22 protein-coding genes are annotated in these 22,356 nt (G+C 66.5%); 13 read left to right on the forward strand and 9 right to left on the reverse strand.

Going from position 1 to position 22,356, the window contains the following annotated elements:
* Positions 1–8: 8 nt before the first annotated feature.
* Complete coding sequence (locus J4E04_RS17490) at positions 9–683, forward strand: hypothetical protein (RefSeq protein WP_490149128.1); 675 nt, start codon at positions 9–11, stop codon at positions 681–683.
* Positions 684–729: 46 nt separating this feature from the next.
* Positions 730–1,779 carry an ABC transporter substrate-binding protein gene (locus tag J4E04_RS17495; protein WP_490149129.1) on the forward strand — a complete coding sequence of 350 codons (1,050 nt, stop codon included), beginning with the start codon at positions 730–732 and terminating at the stop codon, positions 1,777–1,779.
* Positions 1,780–1,792: 13 nt separating this feature from the next.
* On the opposite strand, the gene ilvD is transcribed toward J4E04_RS17495, so the two are convergent.
* Positions 1,793–3,631 (reverse strand): dihydroxy-acid dehydratase, encoded by a 1,839-nt coding sequence (ilvD, locus tag J4E04_RS17500; protein ID WP_490149130.1) that lies wholly within the window; start codon positions 3,629–3,631, stop codon positions 1,793–1,795.
* Positions 3,632–3,730: 99 nt separating this feature from the next.
* Here ilvD and J4E04_RS17505 point away from each other — a divergent pair, with 99 nt between their 5' ends.
* Positions 3,731–4,567: a helix-turn-helix transcriptional regulator gene (locus tag J4E04_RS17505; RefSeq protein ID WP_056446460.1), complete on the forward strand. Its 837-nt coding sequence runs from the start codon at positions 3,731–3,733 to the stop codon at positions 4,565–4,567.
* A gap of 3 nt (positions 4,568–4,570) precedes the next feature.
* On the opposite strand, the gene J4E04_RS17510 is transcribed toward J4E04_RS17505, so the two are convergent.
* Positions 4,571–5,905: an NtaA/DmoA family FMN-dependent monooxygenase gene (locus J4E04_RS17510; protein ID WP_490149131.1), complete on the reverse strand. Its 1,335-nt coding sequence runs from the start codon at positions 5,903–5,905 to the stop codon at positions 4,571–4,573.
* Between the two features lie 139 nt (positions 5,906–6,044).
* Between J4E04_RS17510 and J4E04_RS17515 the strand changes: the two genes are divergently transcribed.
* Together J4E04_RS17515 and J4E04_RS17520 are read left to right on the forward strand one after the other, a co-directional pair.
* Complete coding sequence (locus tag J4E04_RS17515; RefSeq protein WP_490149132.1) at positions 6,045–6,695, forward strand: TetR/AcrR family transcriptional regulator; 651 nt, start codon at positions 6,045–6,047, stop codon at positions 6,693–6,695.
* A gap of 28 nt (positions 6,696–6,723) precedes the next feature.
* Positions 6,724–7,431 carry an NADPH-dependent F420 reductase gene (locus J4E04_RS17520; protein ID WP_490149133.1) on the forward strand — a complete coding sequence of 236 codons (708 nt, stop codon included), beginning with the start codon at positions 6,724–6,726 and terminating at the stop codon, positions 7,429–7,431.
* A 63-nt stretch (positions 7,432–7,494) separates the two neighbouring features.
* On the opposite strand, the gene J4E04_RS17525 is transcribed toward J4E04_RS17520, so the two are convergent.
* Positions 7,495–8,568, reverse strand: a complete 1,074-nt coding sequence (locus tag J4E04_RS17525; RefSeq protein ID WP_490149134.1) for a tartrate dehydrogenase — start codon at positions 8,566–8,568, stop codon at positions 7,495–7,497.
* A gap of 43 nt (positions 8,569–8,611) precedes the next feature.
* Complete coding sequence (locus tag J4E04_RS17530; protein WP_490149135.1) at positions 8,612–9,346, reverse strand: GntR family transcriptional regulator; 735 nt, start codon at positions 9,344–9,346, stop codon at positions 8,612–8,614.
* 57 nt (positions 9,347–9,403) lie between these two features.
* Between J4E04_RS17530 and J4E04_RS17535 the strand changes: the two genes are divergently transcribed.
* The 3 genes from J4E04_RS17535 (at position 9,404) to J4E04_RS17545 (ending at position 13,638) form a co-directional block, all read left to right on the forward strand.
* The gene (locus J4E04_RS17535) at positions 9,404–10,567 is read left to right on the forward strand and encodes a mandelate racemase/muconate lactonizing enzyme family protein (RefSeq protein ID WP_285189404.1); all 1,164 of its coding nucleotides are present in this window, start codon (positions 9,404–9,406) and stop codon (positions 10,565–10,567) included.
* A gap of 539 nt (positions 10,568–11,106) precedes the next feature.
* On the forward strand, positions 11,107–12,633 hold the full coding sequence (locus J4E04_RS17540) for an SLC13 family permease (RefSeq protein ID WP_328810364.1): 1,527 nt from the start codon (positions 11,107–11,109) through the stop codon (positions 12,631–12,633).
* 6 nt (positions 12,634–12,639) lie between these two features.
* Positions 12,640–13,638, forward strand: a complete 999-nt coding sequence (locus J4E04_RS17545; RefSeq protein ID WP_490149136.1) for a phosphoglycerate dehydrogenase — start codon at positions 12,640–12,642, stop codon at positions 13,636–13,638.
* Between the two features lie 52 nt (positions 13,639–13,690).
* On the opposite strand, the gene J4E04_RS17550 is transcribed toward J4E04_RS17545, so the two are convergent.
* Complete coding sequence (locus J4E04_RS17550) at positions 13,691–14,644, reverse strand: ABC transporter substrate-binding protein (RefSeq protein ID WP_490149137.1); 954 nt, start codon at positions 14,642–14,644, stop codon at positions 13,691–13,693.
* Positions 14,645–14,971: 327 nt separating this feature from the next.
* Entirely contained in the window at positions 14,972–15,208 is a 237-nt protein-coding gene (locus J4E04_RS17555) for a hypothetical protein (protein WP_490149138.1), read from the reverse strand.
* Positions 15,209–15,434: 226 nt separating this feature from the next.
* Between J4E04_RS17555 and J4E04_RS17560 the strand changes: the two genes are divergently transcribed.
* Positions 15,435–15,785: a VOC family protein gene (locus tag J4E04_RS17560; RefSeq protein WP_490149139.1), complete on the forward strand. Its 351-nt coding sequence runs from the start codon at positions 15,435–15,437 to the stop codon at positions 15,783–15,785.
* A 36-nt stretch (positions 15,786–15,821) separates the two neighbouring features.
* Here J4E04_RS17560 and J4E04_RS17565 read toward each other — a convergent pair whose 3' ends face one another.
* On the reverse strand, positions 15,822–16,238 hold the full coding sequence (locus tag J4E04_RS17565; protein ID WP_490149140.1) for a hypothetical protein: 417 nt from the start codon (positions 16,236–16,238) through the stop codon (positions 15,822–15,824).
* Entirely contained in the window at positions 16,235–17,068 is an 834-nt protein-coding gene (locus J4E04_RS17570; RefSeq protein WP_490149141.1) for a helix-turn-helix domain-containing protein, read from the reverse strand. The genes J4E04_RS17565 and J4E04_RS17570 overlap by 4 nt, the downstream gene beginning before the upstream one ends.
* Before the next feature lie 49 nt (positions 17,069–17,117).
* Between J4E04_RS17570 and J4E04_RS17575 the strand changes: the two genes are divergently transcribed.
* From J4E04_RS17575 to J4E04_RS17590, 4 genes are all read left to right on the forward strand, one after another.
* Positions 17,118–17,522 (forward strand): DUF6157 family protein, encoded by a 405-nt coding sequence (locus J4E04_RS17575; protein WP_261781853.1) that lies wholly within the window; start codon positions 17,118–17,120, stop codon positions 17,520–17,522.
* 68 nt (positions 17,523–17,590) lie between these two features.
* The gene (locus J4E04_RS17580) at positions 17,591–18,175 is read left to right on the forward strand and encodes a dihydrofolate reductase family protein (RefSeq protein WP_222646525.1); all 585 of its coding nucleotides are present in this window, start codon (positions 17,591–17,593) and stop codon (positions 18,173–18,175) included.
* A 22-nt stretch (positions 18,176–18,197) separates the two neighbouring features.
* Complete coding sequence (locus J4E04_RS17585) at positions 18,198–19,001, forward strand: alpha/beta fold hydrolase (protein WP_222646524.1); 804 nt, start codon at positions 18,198–18,200, stop codon at positions 18,999–19,001.
* 87 nt (positions 19,002–19,088) lie between these two features.
* A complete protein-coding gene (locus tag J4E04_RS17590; protein WP_490149142.1) occupies positions 19,089–20,441 on the forward strand; it encodes an MFS transporter in 1,353 nt (450 codons plus the stop codon).
* Between the two features lie 10 nt (positions 20,442–20,451).
* Here J4E04_RS17590 and J4E04_RS17595 read toward each other — a convergent pair whose 3' ends face one another.
* Entirely contained in the window at positions 20,452–22,347 is a 1,896-nt protein-coding gene (locus J4E04_RS17595; RefSeq protein ID WP_490149143.1) for a putative bifunctional diguanylate cyclase/phosphodiesterase, read from the reverse strand.
* Between the last annotated feature and the right edge of the window lie 9 nt (positions 22,348–22,356).

The following is a 22,356-nucleotide window of genomic DNA, read 5'->3' on the forward strand; positions in this document are numbered from 1 at the left end:
CACCCTCGATGGTGAGCGCGGGGAACCACGACGGCGGGCTTCGCACGTCGATCATCACCGACATCGTGGATGTCTGTGTCGATCTGACGGGCGCCGACGGCGCGGCCCTGGTTCTGGTCCCGCCCGGCGACTGGTCGGTGCAGAATGTCGCGCACGTGACAAACGCGACGGCGGCCCGCGTCGCACGGGAACTCCAGGCAATCGGGCTCGGTCCGGTCGTCGACGCTCTCGCCGACGGTGCGATCCACGATGCCGCGGTGGAGGATTCACTCGATCGCCTGCGGTGGCCGCAGGTGACCGGCGCCCTGAGCGTCCTGGGCGTCGGGTGGCTGCGGGTGTTCCCTGTGGGCCCCCGCGCCCGACCGTCGGGAACCTTGCAACTTCACCGACGCACCTGGAGAGGTCGAGAGTGGTCGACGGAGCTCGACGGCCCTCTCGGCCGACTGGCGCACTCTCTCGGCACTCTGTGCGCCACCGACTTCGCCGCCGAGAACGGTGCACAGCCCGGCCCCGACACCGACGTGGTGCACACGGCGATCGGAATGATGGCCGCCAGGCACGAGCTTTCCGTATCCGCCGCATCCGCACTTCTGCGCGCGGTCGCTGATTCTCACGGGCGCTCGTCGGTGGCGCAGGCACGGGTCATCGTCGATTCAGTCGGGCGACGGGGAACCGGCACCTGACCTCGTTGATTGCGTCATAAGGGCAGCCTACCCTTAGCATCAAGGCATGATGCGTATTCCCGGCAGCGTTCCCCGATGGACGAGACGCTCGATCACAGTTCTCATCGCCGCCGTGGCGGTGACCGCGCACCTCGTCGGCTGCAGCTCGTCGGACCCCGCTGACCCCGGTTCGGCGACGACCGCCGATGCATCGTTCCCGAAGACGTTGCGGCACATGTACGGCGAGACTGCCCTCGACTCGACACCCGCCCGCGTGGCCACCTGGGGTGCCGGCGCCACGGATGCCGTGCTGGCTCTCGGGGTGATGCCGGTGGCCATGCCGTCGACCACGTACGGCGGCGGTGACGACCTGACGTACCCGTGGATCGCCGAGTCGATCGCCCGGAACGGCGGTGAGGCACCGGCTCTCCTGGACGACGTTTTGGGTCCCCTGTCGGTCGAGAAGCTCGTCGCAGCCGACCCCGACGTCCTGCTGGCACCACATTCCGGCCTCACTCGGAGCGAGTACGACGCGGTCACATCGGCCGGCATTCCCGTGGTCGCACCGCCGTCCGAGCTCTGGTCGACTCCGTGGCGAGACACGATCGGTGTCACCGGTGAGGTTCTCGGAAAGAGCGTCGAGGCAACGGAACTCGTGTCAGAACTGGACCAGCAGGTCGTCGATGCCGGCGCAGGACACCCCGAGTTCCGAGACCGAACCATCGCCTACGTGTCCGAGGCGCAGGACGTCTACTACCTCCTGCTTCCCTCGGACCCGCGCGTCGAGTTGCTCGAGAACCTGGGATTCACGTCCGATCCGTCCGTCACCGAACTGGCGACCGGTGATTCCACGTTCTCGACCGCGGTGTCGTCCGAGGAGATCTCCCGAATCGATGCCTCTGTCGTCTTCACACAGGTGGACACGGACGCGGCACTCCGGGAGTTCCTGTCATCCGACGTGTCGCGGCAGATCCCCGCTGTGGCGGCAGGTGCCGTCGCCGGATTCGTCGGCCAGGAAGCCGGGGCCGCCATCGGCCCGACGGCACTGACGATTCCCTACTTTCTCCCGACTCTCGTCGACGGCTTGGCGACGGCGGTCGACGCAACGGAGCGGTGACGAACCACGGGACTCACCGGAGCGAATCGACGTCGCGCACCGCACCCTTGTCTGCGGACAGTGCGAGCGCGGCGTACGCACGGAGAGCGACGCTCACCTCGCGCTGCCTGTGGCGGGGCCGGAAGCCGTCGAGGGCAGAACGTCGTTGCGCGAGCACGCTGTCGGCGACGTCCAGTGTGATCGAGCGGTGCGGGATGTCGATGGTGATGCTGTCCCCGTCCTCGACCAGAGCGATCACGCCACCCGCGGCCGCCTCCGGAGACACGTGCCCGATCGACAGACCCGATGTCCCGCCGGAGAAGCGGCCGTCGGTGATCAGCGCACACGAAGCCCCGAGGCCGCGACCCTTGAGAAATGCTGTCGGATAGAGCATCTCCTGCATTCCGGGCCCACCGCGCGGACCCTCGTACCGCACGACCAGCACGTCGCCGGCCACGATCCGTCCGGACAGGATGGCGTCACATGCGTCCTCCTGCGACTCCACGACCACGGCCGGGCCGGTGAAGGTGAGGATGGAGTCGTCGACGCCCGCCGTCTTCACCACACACCCGTCGGCGGAAAGGTTGCCGCGCAGAACCGCCAGGCCGCCGTCGGCCGAGTACGCGTGCTCCACATCGCGGATGCATCCGCCGGCGGAGTCGAGATCCAACGTCTCCCAACGCTCGGACTGCGAGAACGCAGTGGCGGAACGCACGCATCCCGGTGCGGCGTGGAACAACTCGATCGCGGCCTCGTCGGCACACCCGGACCGGACGTCCCACCAGTCGAGCCAGTCGGCGAGAGACTCCGAATGCACCGTGTGCACGTGATCGTGCAGATGCCCGCCCCTGCGGAGCTCACCGAGAATGGCGGGCACTCCACCGGCGCGGTGCACGTCCTCGACGAGGTAGTGCCCGTTGGGTGCCACCTTGCACAGACATGGGACCATCCGCGAACGCTTCTCGATGTCGTCGAGGCTGTAGTCGAGTTCAGCCTCGCGTGCCGCGGCCAGGAGATGCAGGATCGTGTTCGTCGATCCACCCATCGCGATGTCGAGGGCCATGGCGTTGTCGAACGCAGCGCGTGAGGCGATCTGCCGAGGAAGGACCGACTCGTCGTCGTGGTCGTACCACCGACGGCACAGATCGACCACGGTGCGCCCGGCATTCTCGTAGAGGTCCCGACGCGCCGTGTGCGTGGCGAGCGTGGTTCCGTTGCCCGGCAGAGCGAGCCCCAGCGCTTCGGTCAGGCAGTTCATCGAGTTTGCCGTGAACATGCCCGAGCAGCTCCCGCACGTGGGGCACGCTGACTCCTCCACGCGTGCCAGGTCCTCGTCCGAGACGTCACCGGCGGCGGCATCGGACATGGCGGACACCAGGGTGAGTCGGGTTCGCACGGTGCCGTCGACGAGCACTGCGGTGCCACCCTCCATCGGACCGCCCGAGACGAACACCACCGGGATGTTCAGTCGCAGTGCGGCCATGAGCATCCCGGGGGTGATCTTGTCGCAGTTCGAGATGCACACGAGAGCGTCCGCGCAGTGTGCGTTCACCATGTACTCGACGGAGTCGGCGATGAGATCGCGGGAGGGCAGCGAGTAGAGCATCCCGCCGTGTCCCATCGCGATGCCGTCGTCGACCGCGATCGTGTTGAACTCGCGCGGAATGCCGCCGGCTGCGGTGATCGCGTCCGAGACGATGCGGCCGACCGGCTGGAGATGGGTGTGGCCGGGAACGAACTCGGTGAAGCTGTTCGCGACGGCGATGATCGGCTTACCGAAATCGTCGCCGTTCACCCCCGCGGCGCGTAGTAGCGCGCGGGCCCCCGCCATGTTGCGTCCGTGCGTGACGGTTCTCGATCGAAGTGCAGGCATGGGGACGACGATGCCGGTCGAGTGCCGCCGCAGGAAGACAGCTGCGGTACTGGTATCACCACCACCACCTTCACGCGTGGACGATCGTAGAGTTGCCGTGTGACCACCGACCGGGACTTCGCCGCGCGCCGTGAGCTGGGAGCTTTCCTGCGCGCCCGCCGCTCGGCACTGCCACGGTCGCGGCTCGGGTTGCCGCCCGTTCCGCGGGGCCGGTCGACAGGCTTACGTAGAGAGGACGTCTCGTCGCTGTCCCATGTCAGCGTCACCTGGTACACCTGGCTCGAACAAGGGCGGGACATCCACCCGTCACGCCAAGTCCTCGATGCCGTCGCCGCGACGCTCCACCTCACGCCTGCCGAGCACGATTACGTTCTCGACCTCGCGGGACACCCGCCGACGCCGACCCCGTCGAGCGCGGAGACGACGCCTCCGGCCGTGCAACGTCTGCTCGATGCCCTCACCGATTTCCCCGCGTTCGCTCTCCGTCCGGAGTGGACGATCGCCGGATGGAATCGTGCGTACCGTGCGTTGTTCCCCCGCATCGAGACAGTGGAGGCAGCGGACCGAAACCTCCTGTGGCTGGTTTTCACCGACCCGTACGTGCGTGAGTTGCTCCCGCACTGGGAGTCCGACAGCAGACGCTTCCTCGCAGAGTTCCGGGCGGACGGAGGCGCCGCCCTCGGCACTCCCTCCTTCACGGACCTGGTCGATCGGCTCCGCTCGACGAGTGACACGTTCGCCGACGGGTGGGACAACCGCGACATCGAGGGATTCGCCTCGCGTGAGCGCGTCTTCCGGCACCCTGTCGTCGGAGAGCTGCGCTTCGAGCACCACCAGTTGGCGCCGACCGATCACAAGGACCTGAACATTGTCGTCTACCTTCCTGTCGCGGGCACCGACACTCGCGAGAAGGTGCAGCGCCTGATCGGCGAGTGACGATCAGACGTCGGCACGGCCTGTCACACGTGGATCGGGTCCGTACAGCGCCGGGACGTCGAGGTGGTCGCGCAGGGTCGTCCCCTCGTACTCTCGGTGGAACAGGCCGCGGTCCTGCAGGACCGGGACGACTCCGTCGACGAGGGCGTCGATCCCTCCGTCGTAGACGTCCGGTGAGACCCAGAAGCCGTCGACTGCTCCCGCCTCGAACCATTCCTGCATGTGATCGGCGGCGTCCGCGGCCGGTCCGACGATGACGGGGTGGTAGTCGATGACGCCGTGCGCGAGCATGTCTCGGACGGTCCAGCCCTCGCGCGCGATCGCCAGAGCGTGACCTGATCGGGGGTCGCCCGGTGACGGGCGGGCCGCGGACAACTGCTGGGCCGACAGTGGTTCGTCGAGGTGCGTGTGGTCGAGGTGCAGTCCCAGCATGCGTCCGAGGTAGGCCGCGCGCTGCGGGAAAGTCCGCCCGCTGAGCAGGATTCGACGATCGAGGGCGTCCCTCCGCGTGTCGGCGATCGACGTCATCAGACCGGCGAAGAACCGGATCTCATCGGGGTCTCGCCCGGCCAGCTCGGCCGCGCGTCGGAACGCATCGCGTTGTGCGCGTGCGTCCTCGATGGTGAATGCGGCACCGATGACGGCGTCGGCGAAACGACCGGCGAGCTCGAGGGAATTCGCGCTTCCACCGGCATGGAAGATGACCGGTTGTCCTTGCTCGGACGGTGGGATGTACAGCGGACCGCGTGAGGCGACATGGGCACCACCGAGGTTGATCGGAGCGATCTGTTCGGCATCCGCGAAGCGGCCGGTCTCCTGGTCGTGCACCCAGGCGGATTCTCCCCAGCTGCCCCAGAGCGACTGCACCAGCTGCACTGTCTCGTGCGCCCGTGCATAGCGCTCGGGCCCCGAGGGCAATGACCTGCCGTAGTTGGCTGCGACATCCTCGCCGCTCGAGGTGACAGCGTTCCACCCCGTCCTACCGTGACTCAGAACGTCGAGCGCCTTGAACTGCCTCGCGAGGGTGAATGATTCGGTGAAGGTGGTCGAGCCGGTGGCCACCAGGCCGATCCGAGTCGTCTCGCGCGCGACAGCAGCCACAGTGATCATGACATCGAGGTTGAAATTCGGCGGCTCGTTCGCGATGTCGCCGACGTGGGTGGGCCCGTCGGGCAGGAACAGGAACTGCAGCTTTCCTCTCTCGGCCGCCTGCGCGTGCCGCACTTTCGCGTCGTAGCTCGCATAGCTGGTGGGATCGACTCCAGGTGCCCGCCAGGAGCCGGGCAGGTTGCCGTACCCGTTGCCCAGATGCATGCCGATGATCATCTGTTCGGACATCGTGTCCTCTTTCCGTGGCAGAGCAGTGTGGTCGCGTCGGGAGACGACCGGCTGTCGACATCGACGCCAAGAGGAGGTAGTCTCCACTTCAGCAAGATATGGAGACACTCCCCGCTTTGTCAACAGAGAGGTGACCGACGTGGCCGACGACGCGATCAGCAAGGTTCGCGCCCCGCGAGCCGACGCACGCCGCAACAGGGACCACATCCTCGGCGTCGCCGAGCAGTTCTTCTCCGAGCACGGAGTCAGCGGTTCCCTCGACGCGATCGCGAAGCAGGCCGGCGTCGGAGCAGGCACGCTGTACCGCCACTTCCCCAGCAGGGAAGCACTTCTCGCCGCACTGCTCACAGCACGAGACGACGCACTGGTCTCCCGACGTGACGAGCTCCGCACCCGATCGACGACCGCGGCCGACGCCCTCGACGGGTGGCTCGATGCACTGACCGACTGGGCGAGCGCGTTCGACGGGCTACCCGAACCTCTGCGGGCCGCGACGACGACGGACCAGTCCCCGCTCGCCACGACGTGTCAAGGTTTCATCACCACGACCGAAGAATTCCTTGAGGCCGCACAGCGGGAAGGCAGTGCACGCTCCGACGTCCGAGCACGCGACCTGTTCCTCGCCGGCCTCGCCACGAGTTGGGTCCGAGGTGCGGCGATGGCCGACCGCGACTCCGCCGCAGCACTGGCCACCCTCACCCGCCGAGGGTGGGAGACCACCACACCACCCGCGACACGACCGGCGCACCCGCCGAGACGTGATCGACGACCTCGCGTTTCACGACCGTGAGACGACATCGACAGAAGGAGACAGCAATATGACACGATTGGGAATCATCGGCAGCGGATCGATCGGATCCGCGGTGGCCCGACTCGCCGTCGCCGCGGGCCACGAGGTCCTGATCGCGAATTCGCGAGGGCCGGAGTCCCTGACGGACCTGATCGACGAGTTGGGACCCGGCGCTCGGGCCGGCACGGTCCGCGACGCCGCTGAGTTCGGGGACATCCCGCTGCTGTCCGTGCCGCTCGGAGCGTACGGGAACCTCCCGGTCGACGCCTTCGCCCGAAAGACCGTCCTCTCCACCGGCAACTACTACCCACATCGCGACGGACGCATCGCACAACTCGACTCCCTCGACAGCACCACCGCCGAGTACGAGCAGGCACTGCTACCCGACACCACAATCGTCAAGGCGTTCAACAACATCCTGTTCCACCACATCCCGAACCTGGCCAACTCCACACCCCGCACGGCACTGCCGATCGCCGGGGACGACGCCGATGCCAAGGCACGCGTGGCGGCCATCGTGAACGCCCTCGGCTTCGACACCGTCGACGCCGGAACCCTCGCCGAGTCCTGGAGCTTCGAACCCGAATCCGGTGCCTACACGCCGATCTACGCTGCCGATCAAGCCGCACTCGCCGCCGACTACCTCGCCGACCCCGGCGCGCCGGTCCCCGCCGACCGACTCCGTGAACTTCTCGACGCCTCCCACCGCCCCGACGTCGCCGCCCGGCAGTTCTGAGGCGAGCGGACCTTGCGCAGTGGGTGATCGGGCGCCGACTCGACTGCTCGGCCCGACCTGGCCTCAGCCCATGCAGCGGACGATCGCGTCGCCGAGGCTCCCGGTCGTGCCGGTACCACCCATGTCGGGTGTGAGGGAGTCGCCTCCGCGTGCGAGGACCTCTTCGACGGCGGTGAGAATCGCTGCGGCAGCATCCTTCTCACCGAGGTGTTCGAGCATCATCGACGCACTCCAGATCTGACCGATCGGATTGGCGATGCCACGGCCGGCGATGTCGGGAGCGGAGCCGTGCACAGGCTCGAACAGACTGGGGAATCGCCGCTCCGGATTGATGTTTCCGCTGGGTGCGATTCCGATGGTGCCGGTGCACGCCGGTCCGAGGTCGGAGAGGATGTCGCCGAACAGGTTGCTCCCGACCACGACGTCGAACCAGTCCGGGTGGAGCACGAAGTTCGCGGTGAGAATGTCGATGTGGTACTTGTCCACGCGCACATCGTCGTAGTGAGCGGCCATGGCCTCGACCCGCTTGTCCCAGTACGGCATCGAGATGGAGATCCCGTTGCTCTTGGTGGCGGAGGTCAGGTGCTTCTTCGGCCGGGTCCGGGCGAGGTCGAAGGCGTACTTCAGAATTCGGTCGACGCCCACACGGGTCATCACCGTCTCCTGGAGAACGGTCTCCCTGTCGGTGCCCTCGAAGATCGTGCCACCGACGCTCGAGTACTCGCCCTCCGTGTTCTCCCGTACGACGTAGAAGTCGATGTCACCGGGTTCGCGCCCGGCCAGCGGACTGGTGACACCCGGAAGCAGCTTGACCGGGCGGAGACTCACGTACTGGTCGAAGTGTCGGCGGAACTGCAGCAGGCTGCCCCACAGGGAGACGTGATCGGGGACGGTGTCGGGCCATCCGACAGCGCCGAAGAAGATCGAGTCGAATCCGACGAGTTCGTCGAACCAGCCGTCGGGCATCATCTTCTCGTGCCGCGTGTAGTAGTCGGCACTGGCGTAGTCGAACTGTTCGTGGTCGAGGGTGAAGTCGAATGCCTTCGCGGCTGCCTCGAGGACCTTGATGCCCTCGGGTACTACTTCCTTGCCGATTCCGTCTCCGGGGATGACGGCGATGCGATGAGTGGAACCCATGGGATGCGTACCTTTCGGTGTGTGGGAGTCGCTGACGGAGGCGTCAGGCCGAGTCCTGATGGTGGGTGAGCTCGTCACCTTCGAGCGCGTCGATCGCTGCGGCGGTGAGGCTGTTCAGAATGTGCTTGCGTGTCAGCTCTCCCGCCGCGTGGCTGTCACCCGAGACGACGAGTTCGAGGATCTGGAAGTGCTCGTCGAGATCGATGGTGCGGGGTTCCGCGCCCGGCGGCAGTTCCAGGCCCACCCGCCGATACCTGTCGGACTTGTCCCACAGGTCTTCCAGCAGGTGAATGAGTACGTCGTTGTGGGACGCGAGGTACAGGGTGCGGTGGAACTCGCGGTGCGCGATCAACCCCTCCTCCCCCCACTTCTGTGTCACCGGGACCAGTCGAGACGCCGCGGCCCGCATGTCGACGATGTCCCGTTCGGTGCGCCGCTGTGCAGCCAGTTCCACAGCGGTGGGGTCGAGCGACAGACGCACCTCGAAGAGCTGTCGCGCCTGAGTGGCCGACATCGGTGCGATGCGCACGTTCTTGTGGCTGTCGAGTTCGATCAGCCCCTCACTGCTCAGGCGCCGCACCGCCTCCCGTAGAGGGGTGATGCTCATCTGCAGGCGGTCGGCCAGTTCGTACTGCGCCAGACGCGAGCCCGCGGGCAGAGTTCCCAGCAGGATCCAGCTGCGGAGCTGGGCGTAGGCGACGTCTCCCTTGCTGGAGAAGACATTCTGCGCAACGGCCACGATGGTCCGCCTCTCGACAGGGGTTGTGCTCTCGGTCACGGCGAGTATAGCTTGGAAACATCTTATAAGACTTACAAGATACAAGAGAGGTCCAGCATGAAGATCACCTCCGTCCACGAGGGCACCGTTCCGATCAGCTCCTCCATCCGCAATGCCTGGATCGATTTCAGCAAGATGGACTGCTCCATCGTCGCCATCGTGAGTGACGTGGTGCGCGACGGCGAGCCCGTCGTCGGGTACGGCTTCAATTCCAACGGCCGCTACAGCGCCGGCGAGATCCTGCGGCGCCGCATCATCCCGCGCCTGCTCGACGCGACGCCGGACTCGCTCCTCGACGCAGAGGGCGAACTCGATCCCACCATCGCGTGGGACGCCATGATGAGCAACGAGAAGCCTGGCGGACACGGCGAGCGATCGGTCGCCGTCGGTGTGGTGGACATGGCGCTGTTCGACCTCGCGTCGAAGATCGCCGAGAAGCCGCTCTACCGCTGGCTCTCCGACAAGCACGGTGACGGTGCACCCGACGACTCCGTGTTCGTCTACGCCGCCGGTGGCTACTACGCCCCCGGAAAGACACTCGCGGATCTACAGGACGAGATGCGCGGATTCCTCGACCAGGGTTACCACGTGGTCAAGATGAAGATCGGCGGCGCCGACCTCGCCGAGGACCTGCGCCGCATCGAGGCGGTCCTCGAGGTGCTCGACGGTGACGGTTCACGTCTCGCAGTCGACGTCAACGGTCGTTTCGACCTGGCGACCGCTCTCGAGTACGGCAAGGCCATCGAGCCCTACGGCCTCTTCTGGTACGAGGAGGTCGGCGACCCCCTCGACTACCGCCTGAATGCTGTTCTCTCCGAGAACTACTCGGGCCGTATCGCCACCGGCGAGAATCTGTTCTCCCTCCAGGACGCCCGCAATCTCGTGCGGTACGCCGGCATGCGTCCGGACCGCGACATCATCCAGGTCGACCCCGCGCTGAGCTACGGCCTGACCGAGTACCTGCGCATCCAGTCGATGCTGAAGGACCACGGCTGGTCCTCCCGCCAGTGCATCCCGCACGGCGGTCACCAGTTCTCCCTGCACATCGCCGCCGCACTCAAGCTGGGCGGCAACGAGTCCTACCCCGGCGAGTTCCAACCCACCGGCGGATTCGCCGACGGCGCCGTCGTCGAACGGAGCCAGGTGGGACTCACCGAGAGCCCCGGCATCGGGTTCGAGGAGAAGGCCGCCTTCTACAAGGTGCTGCGCGAGCTGCACTGACCACGTCGTGACAGCCCGAGGGCTCGACGCATGACGGAGGTGGACGCGCTACCCGCGGGACCAATACTCAGCGGGTAGCGCAGTCCGTTCCTCGCGCCCGGTAACCACTCCACAGAACGACGAGCCCCGTCGCTGGGCCCTGTCCCGCACTGCCGGAGTTTCACCCTGCGCACCATCGAGTGCGTTCCGCACAGGTGTCTCCGCGCGCGACTCTCCCTTGCGGAGCAGATCGACAGTCACCGAACGTGACTCTGTGCGGCACGTGCTGTTCGGCGATCCGGGCACACAGCAACAGCACGATCGTCTCGACGCCGGGTCACGACCCCGGCGCGTCACACGTAGCTCACGAACCCTCGCAACCTCGAGAAAGGTACGTCATGTCAGCCTATTCGGTCCACCGGGTATGGGACGAGTTGTGGGAATCACACCGGCAGATCAAGAGATTCGTCCTCTACTCCGTCGGGAAAGGCTCGCCCAGATCCGAGTCGGTCGGCGTCCGTACGACCAGGAACTCGTCCACAACGACGTATCGACCGGACATGGCGCCGAACGAGGACGATCAGCCCCGTAGCGAGCCACCGGGTGGTTACACGACTCCCCGACTGGTCGGCCTTGCTCTCGGTCCTTTGTTGTTCGCAGTGACTCTGCTGTTCTTCCAGTCGGAAGGTCTGTCCCGCGACGGCGTGGCCGTGCTCGCGGCAACCCTGTGGATCGGTACCTGGTGGATCACCGAAGCCATCCCGATTCCCGTCACGTCCTTGCTCCCGGTCGTGCTGCTTCCTCTCACCGGCGCGGTGGACGGCGACCTCGTCGTCTCGTCGTACGGGAACGACATCATCTTTCTGTTCCTTGGTGGTTTCTCCTTGGCCATTGCCATGGAGAAATGGGACCTCCACAAGCGGATCGCGCTGACCATCGTGGCGATGATCGGAACCAGCCCGCGGCGCATCATTCTCGGGTTCATGATCGCCACCGCGTTCCTGTCGATGTGGGTCTCCAACACCGCGGCCACGATGATGATGATCCCAGTCGGTCTCGCTGTGGCCTATCAGGCTGCGCAGGCGCTCCGCGACGGCGAGCATGTTGACGAGATTCCGAAATTCGAGAAGTGCATCGTCTTCTGCATCGGGTACGCCGCGACGATCGGCGGGCTCGGCACGCTCATCGGAACTCCTCCGCTCGCCGTACTCGCCGCAGTGTCGGGCGAACTGTTCGGGCAGACCATCAGTTTCGGCTCGTGGATGCTGTTCGGAGTGCCGATCGTCGTTCTACTCCTGGCGTTCGCGTGGTTCTACCTGACGTTCGTCACCTATCGATTCGGGTTCACCGAGCTTCCCGGTGGGAAGAACGTGATCCTGGAAGAACGACGACAGCTCGGAGTTCTCAGCTACGAGGAGAAGATCGTCCTGGCGATCTTCGTCGGCACCGCGTTCATGTGGATCACCCGAGGCTTCATCTGGGACGACCTCCTGCCGGGTATCAGCGACGGAGTGATCGCCGTCGTCGCAGCGATCCTGTTGTTCATGGTGCCGACTCGGCGCGGTGACCAGAGCCGAATTCTGGAATGGGAGGACTCCAAGAAGATCCCGTGGGGAATTCTGGTTCTCTTCGGCGGCGGTCTGGCCATCGCCGCAGGGTTCGTGGAGTCAGGACTGTCGGAATGGGTCGGCGACCGCCTGCTGGTCCTCGATGGAGTCCACATCGTGCTGACTGTGCTCGTGGCTGCCGCGCTCGTCCTGTTCCTCACCGAGATCACGTCGAATGCCGCGACGGCGACCATGATCCTTCCGGTGATGGCAGCTTTCGGTGTGGCACTGGGAGTCCACCCCTACGCTCTGATGATTCCCACCGCGATGGCAGCGAACTGTGCTTTCATGTTGCCCGTGGGAACACCGCCGAACGCGGTGATGTTCGGAACCGGCAAGATCGCGATCATGGACATGGTGCGACTCGGTTTCTGGCTCAACATCGCCGCACTCGTCCTCCTCGTCGCTGCGACGTTCCTCTACCTCCCGCACATCTGGGGACTCGACCTGTCCGTCGTGCCCGCGGACTTCGACCAGTAGCCGCGAGTGCACGACACCACGACCGTTCCCGAGGAAGGCAACACCGTGTCCACTGTCCTCATCACCACCGACTACCTCCACCCCGGCGACGACGTCGACACCCTGCTCCGTGCGCACGGTCACGAGACCGTCCACTCCCCCGCCGTCGGGCCTCGCCCCGACGGTGAGATGGCCGCGCTCCTCGCCGCGAGTGACGCTGCCATCATCGCCAGCGAACCCGTCACCGCCGCCATGCTGCGCGCGGCCCCGTCCCTCAGCGTGATCGCGCGCAGCGGAGTCGGATACGACTCGATCGACATCGAGGCCGCCACCGCTCACGGCGTCCTCGTCTGCAACACCCCCGGAGCCAACCGCCATGCGGTGGCCGAGATGACCCTCGCTCTGCTCCTGATGTGCGCGAGGCGGATCGGCGAGACCACCGACGGCGTGCGGCGCGGAGAGTGGCCACGCCACGACACTCGACAGCTACGGGGCGCGACTCTCGGCATCATCGGCCTCGGGCCGAGCGGACGGGCCGTCGTGGACCTCGCTCACGCGTTCGGCATGACCGTCCTGATCTCCACCGGCCATCCCGACCCCGCACTCGAGGTCACCTACGTCGACAGAACCACTCTGCTCCGCGAGTCCGATTTCGTCAGCCTCCACGCCCGTGCCGGCGGCGCACCCGTCATCGACGCCGCGGCACTGGCCCAGATGAAACCCTCTGCCTACCTGGTCAACACGGCCCGCGGATCGATGGTCGACGAGGATGCCCTCGTCGACGCGCTCCGCGATAACACCATCGCGGGAGCGGCGCTCGACGTCTTCGCCACCGAACCACCGAACCCGGACAACCCGCTCCTGGCCATGCCCACGGTCGTGGCCACCTCACACCTGGCCGGTCAGACCCGCGAGGCGCGCACCGATGCGGGTACCGCGGCCGCCGAGTCCGTCGTCGCAGCACTGGCCGGTCGGCCGGCCGCGGGTGCGATCAACGAGTCGGCGGTGGCGACGAGACGACCCTGAGCCGCCGCCGGACGGGGCCCCTGGACCATGCAGGAGTACCCCCCGGTCGGCGTCAGGTCGACGAGCTCGAGCGGTCGACGGCGTCCGCAAGGCGGTCGAGCCAGTCCGCGTACTCGGTATAGGTGGTGGGACGCTTGTCGTCCCAGTCCAGAACATCGCCCGAGGTGACCGCAGGAATGGAACCGTAGACGGGTGAGGCGTCCAGCACCTCGCGGCTCGCGGGGTACTCGAGAACGATGTCGGCAGGGTACTGAGCCACGTTCTCCCAGCTCACCGTCGCCCACGGTCCGTCGAATCCCGGACCCGCGAGACCCACGCCGAGGTCCGAGAGCAGTCCCAGCACCGACAACTGTTCCGTTCCGATGTACACGGCGTCGGCGGCCGCGTTGACGGGCAGCACCGTCACGCCGGGACTCGCGGCGACAGCATCGCGCACCCGCTGTTTCGCCGCGTCGTAGTCCGCACGGTCGGATGCGATCTCCGGGGAGTCCACGTCGGCGCCCAGTGATGCTGCGAGCGAACGGTATTGATCCAGCGTTCCGTCGAGCGACGAGGACGGGTCGATGCCAAGGAAGGGAGCGACGACGTTGATCTGCTCGGCCTGCGCTGCCTCCCACCAGATCCAGGACGTGGGATCGGTCTCGGCGGAATAGCCGACGACGAGGTCGGCGCCCATATTCGCCGCCGCCTCCGTCTCGAACACCGCATCCGTACCCACGACGGTCATGGAATCGAGGTCCGCGTCACCGAGACCCAGCCCGTTGGTGATGCCGTAGCCGTAGACCCCGGCAGGGCGAACACCGTAGTCCCACAGTGCGGCAGCCGAGTACGCGTCGACAACCACCGTGTCCGGCGGTGCGTCCAGCGACACGGTGTTGCCGAAGGCAGTGGTGTGAGACCACCCTTCCCCACCGGAACTGCTCCCGGACTCGGTGGAACAGCCGGCGACAGCCAGAGCGAGGGCAGCGAGGAGAGCGCCGGCGCGCCCGGCGGAGATAGTGGACATGTCCGAATATTAGCGCAGGCTTACCTCACTTCAGTGAGTCACCGTCTGCGTGAACGGCGGGCCCCTCCGAGATTGACGACCAGCGCAACGAGCGCCAGCACTACCGCCACGACCCACCCATCCGGGTCCACCGCGTGGACGAGGATAACGGCACCGGGAACGACGAGCGCAGCAAGCGCGACCACCCCGAGCCCGGGGCCGCCGAGCGCTGTGCGGGTGCGACGGTCCAGAGCGCCGAGTCGTGTCCTCACACGTCGACCCTACGACGTCGAGTCCACCGCACCGGATCGCGCCGATCCCGTTCGCGGAGGTTCCAGCGTTCGAATCTCAAGCCAGCGCGAACCGGGTGCGCAAATTCTGCGTCTGCCGGTGCAGCTCTCGCAGAGTCCGCTTGTGTGTCGCGGCCTGCTGCTCGTGCCACGTACCGGTGGGCGCGTTCCCCCTGGCTCGAGCTTCTGCGGCGAGCAGACGCGCGTCCTCGAGTTGCACCGATACGGTCGCGATCTCGTCGTCCAGCGCCGCGAGAAACACCCGCGCCTGCGCCACGTCCGAATCGTCCGCCACCCCGGTTCGCCTCCATCGTCATCGACCGTGCCGGTCCAGTCATTCACGATAGCGAGCCGACCCTGCTGCCACACCCCTCACAACTCCCGTGTGGCGGACGATCCGGTGCAGTGAACCGTGTACAGCACGGTCAGCTGCACCGGATCACGCACAGCGGGCGCGTGGTCGATGAGTTCCCGACCTCGCGCCGGTCCACATCAGTGACATCCGACGAGAGGACGAGCCCATGATCGACCACGTACTGACCGTCGTACCCGTGCGCGACATCGATGTCGCACGCGAGTGGTACACGCGCCTGCTGGGACGCGAACCCGACAACAACCCCATGCCGGGTCTGATCGAGTGGCAGATCGTGCCGGGGGCGTGGATGCAGGTGTTCCTCGATGCCGACCGGGCCGGCGGGACGCGGTCGAACCTCGCCGTCGACGACCTCGACGCTCACACCACCGAGCTCGCGGGCCGCGGACTCGCCGTCGGCGACACCACGGACGCCACCAACGGAGTTCGGCTCGCGCCGATCACCGATCCCGACGGCAACGTCATCACCCTGATAGGCGGTTTCCGGACGGTGTACTGACCGACCCGACGATCGCGACGAATGTGTGCAGCCGAGTCACACGATGCGATAGAAAGTCAGAGTCATCCACGGTGCCCACGCCCCGTCGTCGACGCGTTCCCACTCGGCACGCATTCGTCCGGTACCGGCGTGGAGGTCCAGCCCGCTCCGCACGCCGTCGCCCTCGAGCAGAAGTGTGGTGTCGTCCTGCAAGGTCAACCGCATGAGCGTCGGTTGCGCGGCGCTGTCGAACGCGTACATGGCCCACCCACCCGAAGAGTGCTCTCCACCGATCAGCTCGTGTGCGACGTCGTGGTCGGTGCCCATGACGACGTCGACGTCGTGGGCGATCCAGGATTCGCCAGGCAGTCTTCGATAGGTGTCCGTGCCGACGACGGTGACACCGTCTCCGACAACTCGCCCGTTCGTGTTCCAGGTCCCCAGAATGGGGAGCAACGGTCCGAGTGCATTCACGATCGATCCTCTCGTTCCGACGAGCTGTTCTCACGTACGTACTGCCCCGGCGTCACCCCGGCAACGCCGCGAAAGTCCCGGATGAGGTGCGCCTGGTCTGCGTAGCCGAGGCATACCGCGATGTCGGAGACATCGACACCAGGAATGGACAGTTGTCGCACGACCTCCTGCAGCCGGATACGGCGAGCCACCGCTTTCGGTCCCATACCCAGCGTGGACTGCAGGGCCCGTTGCACGGCTCTCTCACTCGCACCCACTTCGGCTGCCAGCCGCGAGCCGGTTCGGGAACGCACCGTCCGCGACAGCGTGTCCACCACAGCGTTGGCCAGAAGATGCTCGTGCGAGGGCGGTGTGGTGGCCCGGGCCTCCGCGATCACCTCATCGGCGCGCGCCGCGGGATCCTCAGCTTGTGCGATCTCGGTCATCATGTCGAAGAGAGTCGCGTCCATACCGCGCTCGAGTGGCGTCTGTGCAGACAAGTTCGACGGCGTGAGGCTCGATATCGCGGCCAGACCCGCGGGCCGCAAACGAATCGCGAACACCGTTCCGGCGCCTCGGATCGTGCGCACCCACGCGGATCGCTGCACGCCGGTGACCATGAACGGAGCCGGGACATCACCCGACTCGATGCTCACCGTGACGGCCGGGAATTCCAGTATCCGTTGCGTGACTTGCTCGTTCGAAGCCAAGTTCCACTCGACAGCCCAGTATGTGTCCACCACGTCCGCGATCGACCCGGCCGGTGGCGACCACCGTGCTGCGAACCGTTCGAGATTCGACGGCACCAGAACGCCCGACCTTTCCGTCACGTCGATCGGCCGTTCGCCCATGTCGTAATTGTGCAATACGACCGCCTCGAACGACGGACATCATGTACTCATGACCACCAACTACCGCAACGTCTTCATCGGAGTGGCGCCCGACTGCCCTGCCACCTCGGGCGAGAAACCACCGACGAAGAACGACAAGCCGACCATTGCCGAACTGCAGTACAGAATGATCGCCGACGCCCCCTACACACTCACATCGGACGACGTGTTGTACGCCGTACACGTGGAGCGGTCCGGGCTCGAACAGACCCGCCCCACAACTGATCGTGTGAGCTTCTTCGCCGCCGATCGGGCATGCTTGCGCGCGTCTCCGTTGGGGAAACGATACGGCTGGGGCATTCACCACGACGAGAACGAACGTGTCGCGCTCCTCGCCGTCGGCACCGCGGAATACGACGCGCTCAGCTCGGACCCCCGCATCACGCAGAAGAGCGCGATGCGGTCCCGGCGGTGAGCCGATGAGTTCCGGCCACCCGCCGGGTCGATACGACTGACAGCCCACCTATTCGAGGATTGGCAGCGATGGCGACGATCACCGCGTTTCAGAGCATCAGCACCGATGGAGTCATACAGGGCCTCGGACGGCCCGACGAGGACGACCGAGGAGGGTTCGTCCACGGCGGTTGGGGCCAGGGATACCAGGACGAGATCTCCATGTCGTTCGCGGCGGATGGCATGAGCGACGAGGGTGCGCTTCTGTTCGGCCGGAGGACGTACGAGGATCTACTCGGCTTCTGGACAACGACGTCCGAGCCGAATCCCTTCACCGATGTGCTGGTCCGAACGACGAAATACGTCGTGTCGAGGTCCACCGACACCACTCTCGAGTTTCCCGACTCCCACCTCGTCGCCGGTGACGCGGTGGACGAGGTGCGCAGACTCAAAGAACGCACGAGCGTGCCGCTGACCATCATGGGAAGCGGCGAGCTGGTGCGTAGCCTGCACGCGGCGAACCTGATCGACGAGTACGTGCTGCAGATTCATCCGATCGTGTTGGGATCGGGCACGCAACTGTTCGGGACGGCCGACCGGGTCGATCTCGAGCTGGTCAGGTCCGTTCCCACGACCACGGGTGTGATCATCGCTCACTACGTGGCCCGTCGATGACGCGGCAGGGAGCGTGGGTCTGATGCCGCATGTCCGTTCCGCCGACGGCACACCGATCTCCTGTGACCGCCTGAGCACTCACGGGCCGGCGGTGGTGCTCGTCGGGGGCGGTCTGGACGACGGCGCCGAGAACCACCCGCTGGGCACGCACCTGGCCGATCACTTCGCGGTGGTGAACTACCAGCGCCGCGGCAGAGGTGACAGCGGTGACGCTCCGTCGTATTCCGTGGGGCGGGAGGTCGAGGATCTCGCGGCCGTGATCGACACTGCCGGAGGGCACGCGCATCTGTTCGGTGCGTCGTCCGGAGGTGCGTTGGCGCTGGAAGCCGCCGCAGCAGGGCTTCCCGTCGACCGCGTCGCCGTTCACGAGGTGCCGTACCAGGTGGAGGCCCCGATGATCTCCGCCTGGCATACGTACAGGCGTGAGCTCGAGTCAGCACTCGACGCCGACGACCGCGACCTCGTACTGCGCCTGTTCATGCGACTCGCCGGATCCTCGGAGGACGACATCGCGGGCGCCGAGGCCTCCCCTGTGTGGTCTGCATTGCGTGAGCTCGCGCCGACACTGCGATACGACGCGGAATGCCTCGGCGACGGACCTCCGCCAGTCCACCGTCTCGCCCTCGTTCGGCAACCGGTACTGCTGACGACGACTGTCGGCATCGACCCACAGATGGCCGGACTGCCCGTCGACTTCTTCGGAGGGGCGGCCGACGCCGCAGCCGACGCTCTGCCCGATGCCCGACGGGTCACCCTCGAGGTCGGTGGACATGTGGCAGATGCCGAAGCGCTTGCCCGAGTCCTCCGTCGGTTCTTCACGGAGTGAACCAACTCGCCACGCGGGCGAGACGTTCGGATCAGCTCGAGCACAACGGGTGACCGCGGGACAGCTCGTACGCCAGTGTCGGAGTGCATGACTGCCCTCACCGACTCGGCCTCGTTCGAACCCGATGCCGACCGGCGCAAGCGCCTTCGCACGGTCGTGGCGTCGAGCCTCCTCGGCACCACCGTCGAGTGGTACGACTTCTTTCTCTACGCCACGGCGGCGAGTGTGGTGTTCAATCGCCTGTTCTTCCCGGATCAGTCCTCGTTCGTCGGCACCATGCTGTCTTTCGCCACCTTCGCCGTCGGATTCGTGGTGCGCCCCATCGGTGGAGTCGTCTTCGGATACTTCGGAGACCGTATCGGCCGCAAGAAGACACTGGCGTTGTCGATGTTGATCATGGGTGTGGCGACCACCCTGATGGGCGTCCTGCCGACGACCGAAGACGTCGGTCTGCTGGCTCCGATTCTGTTGTTGCTGTTGCGCATCGCACAGGGTTTCGCTCTCGGCGGCGAGTGGGCCGGTGCCGTGCTTCTGGCCGTCGAGCACAGTCCGGCGCGTCGGCGTGGATTGTTCGGAAGCATCCCGCAGGTGGGTCTCGCGCTCGGCCTCGCGTTGGGCACCGGAATGTTCGCCCTGCTGCAGGTGATCTTCGACGAAGAGCAATTCCTCTCCTACGGCTGGCGCATCGCGTTCCTCGTCAGTCTCGTTCTGGTGATCGTCGGTCTGGTCGTGCGCCTGAAGGTGGAGGAGACGCCGGCGTTCCGCGAGGTGTCGGAACTCCAGCAGCGATCGAGCGCACCGATCAAGGAGGTGTTCGCACGGCGCCATGCGCGAAGCACCGTCCTCGGACTGCTGTCGCGATGGGGCGAGGGTGCCGCCTTCAACACGTGGGGTGTCTTCGCCATCACCTACGCGACGACACAACTGAAGTTCGACAAGGTCTCGGTCCTGCTCGTGGTCACCGTGGCGGCAGTGGTGATGGCGGTGCTCATCCCGGTGTCCGGGGTGCTCGTGGACAGGGTGGGCGCCAAGCGTGTGTACATCACCGGCATCGCGGCCTACGGGCTGGCCGTGTTTCCCGTGTTCGCCCTCTTCGACACGGGCAGCCTGTGGCTCTTCGGACTCGGACTGGTCCTGGTGTTCGGCATCGTCCACGCCACCTTCTACGGAGCACAGGGCGCGCTGTACGCGAGCCTGTATCCGACCGAGATCCGCTACACCGGCCTGTCCGTGGTCTACCAGTTCTCCGGGATCTACGCCTCGGGCGTGACGCCTCTCGTTCTCACCGCACTGATCGCCGCGGCGAGCGGGTCACCCTGGCTCGCGTGCGGCTTCCTCGTCGGCACGTCGGTGATCAGCGTCATCGCCACGGCGCTCGTTCGCGAGGACGATCTGCATCTGTCGCGCCCTCGCTCCGACGCGGAGACAGAGCACGACTGAGGTGAACGGTTCACACCTCGTGAACCGTCTCCGCCCGTGGCGCACGGAGCTCCAGCACGGCGGTGGTGCGCTCGGCGTCGACGGGTCTGCCGAGCAGGAACCCCTGCGCCAGATCGCATCCCGTCTCGGTGAGTGCATCGAGTTGCGCCCGGGTCTCGACGCCTTCCCCCACGACGGTCATCTCGTACGCCTTGGCCAACGCGACGATGGCGGTGACGACCGCGCGGCCCCGCCGGGTGTCGAGCGCGTCGATGTATCCCTTGTCGATCTTGAAGCACTCGAACACCGGAAACCGTTCGAGGTAGGCCAGGCTGCTGTGACCGGCGCCGACGTCGTCGAGGAGCAGCGCGACGCCCATCTCGGTCACCGCGGTGAGATTCCGGGCGACGCGTCCGGTGTCGGCGAGCCACACCGTCTCGGTCACCTCGAGCCCCAGGGCCTGTGGCGGTAGTCCGGTCTCCCGGAGCACCGACGCGACCCGGCCGGGGAACGCCGGATCTCGCAACTGGAGCGCGCTGACGTTCACCCGCACGGTGATCGAGAAGTCCCTGCGCCATCTCGCCGCCTGGCGGCACGCAGTGCGTAGCGCCCAATCCCCCAGTACCGCAGCCAGACCGGTGCGCTCGGCCACCGCTACGAACTCGGACGGCTCGATCTGCCCGAGCGTCGGGTGATTCCAGCGTGCGAGTGCTTCGACGGACACCACCTCCCCTGTCGCGATGTGCACCAAGGGTTGGTACGCGAGGGTCAACTCGTCCTCGGCCAGGGCAGCCCGCAGGTCGACCGACAGGGAGCGGACGCGGTCGGCGTCGTAGTGATCGTCCTCGGCGTCGAAGACGGCATGCGCTCCGCCGCCGCCGTCCTTGGCGCGGTGCAGCGCCAGATCGACGCGCCGCAGCAACTCCCGCACCGTGACGCCGGGCTCGGACACCGCGATACCTATCGAGGCACTCATCGGAATGGGGGCATCGGCCGCGGACGGCGGCGCGGCCAGCGCAGCGGTGACACGGAACGCGAGATCCTCGGCGTTCCGGGCGTCGTCGAAGCCCCCGCAGACGACGAGAAACTCGTCACCTCCGAAGCGATACACCGCGTCCCGCGTTCGGACCGCAGCGACGAGACGCTCGGCGAACCGGACCAACGCGCGGTCCCCGGTGTCGTGTCCGAGGCTGTCGTTGATGATCGCGAAATCGTCGACGTCGAGGAGGAGCAACGCCACCTCGTCGCCCTGCGCACGCGCACGAGTCAACGCATCGCCCACCGCCGAGTAGGCCCGCGTGCGGTCCGGAAGTCCCGTGAGTGGATCGTGATCGGTCTGTTCCCGGAGAAGCCGCGAGAGGTCGACGCGTTCGAGCGCTGCGGAGAACACTCCGGCCACCGCCGACAGGAACGCGATGTCCGTGTCGTCGAACAGATTCGGTTCCGCCCCGAACACGATCAGCGCGCCCCACACCCCGGCGCTCGTCGTGATCGGCACAGCGGCGCCGCTGCGAAAGCCGACCGACGACATGGTGGACGTGTCGAATCGTGTCTCTGTCTCGCCGTCCGAGCAGACGGTCAATCGACCGTGCGCCAGAGCGAATCCGGCCAGGGAGCCGGCGCCGGACCGCACCTCGACATCGGTGCGCAGCACATGGGTGACCGCGTCGATGCGCAGAAACGGATCCTCCGGACTCTCGTGCCGCGCGAGCGCCGCGGACGCCACCCCCACCAGGGTCGCCGCGGTGGAGGTCGCTGCGGCGGACACCTCGTCCAGGTCGGCGGAGACGGCGAGCCCACTGAGCCTGGCGAGCGCGGTCTGCGCCAGCGCGAAGCGTCGGGATGCACGAACGTCCGCGAGGACACGGGCGGGGATCGTCACCATCACTCCGTTCGGCGTCTGTGAGTCGATGGTCGGTTCGACCACGGGCACACG

The organism is Rhodococcus sp. NFXS4, assembly GCF_058139645.1.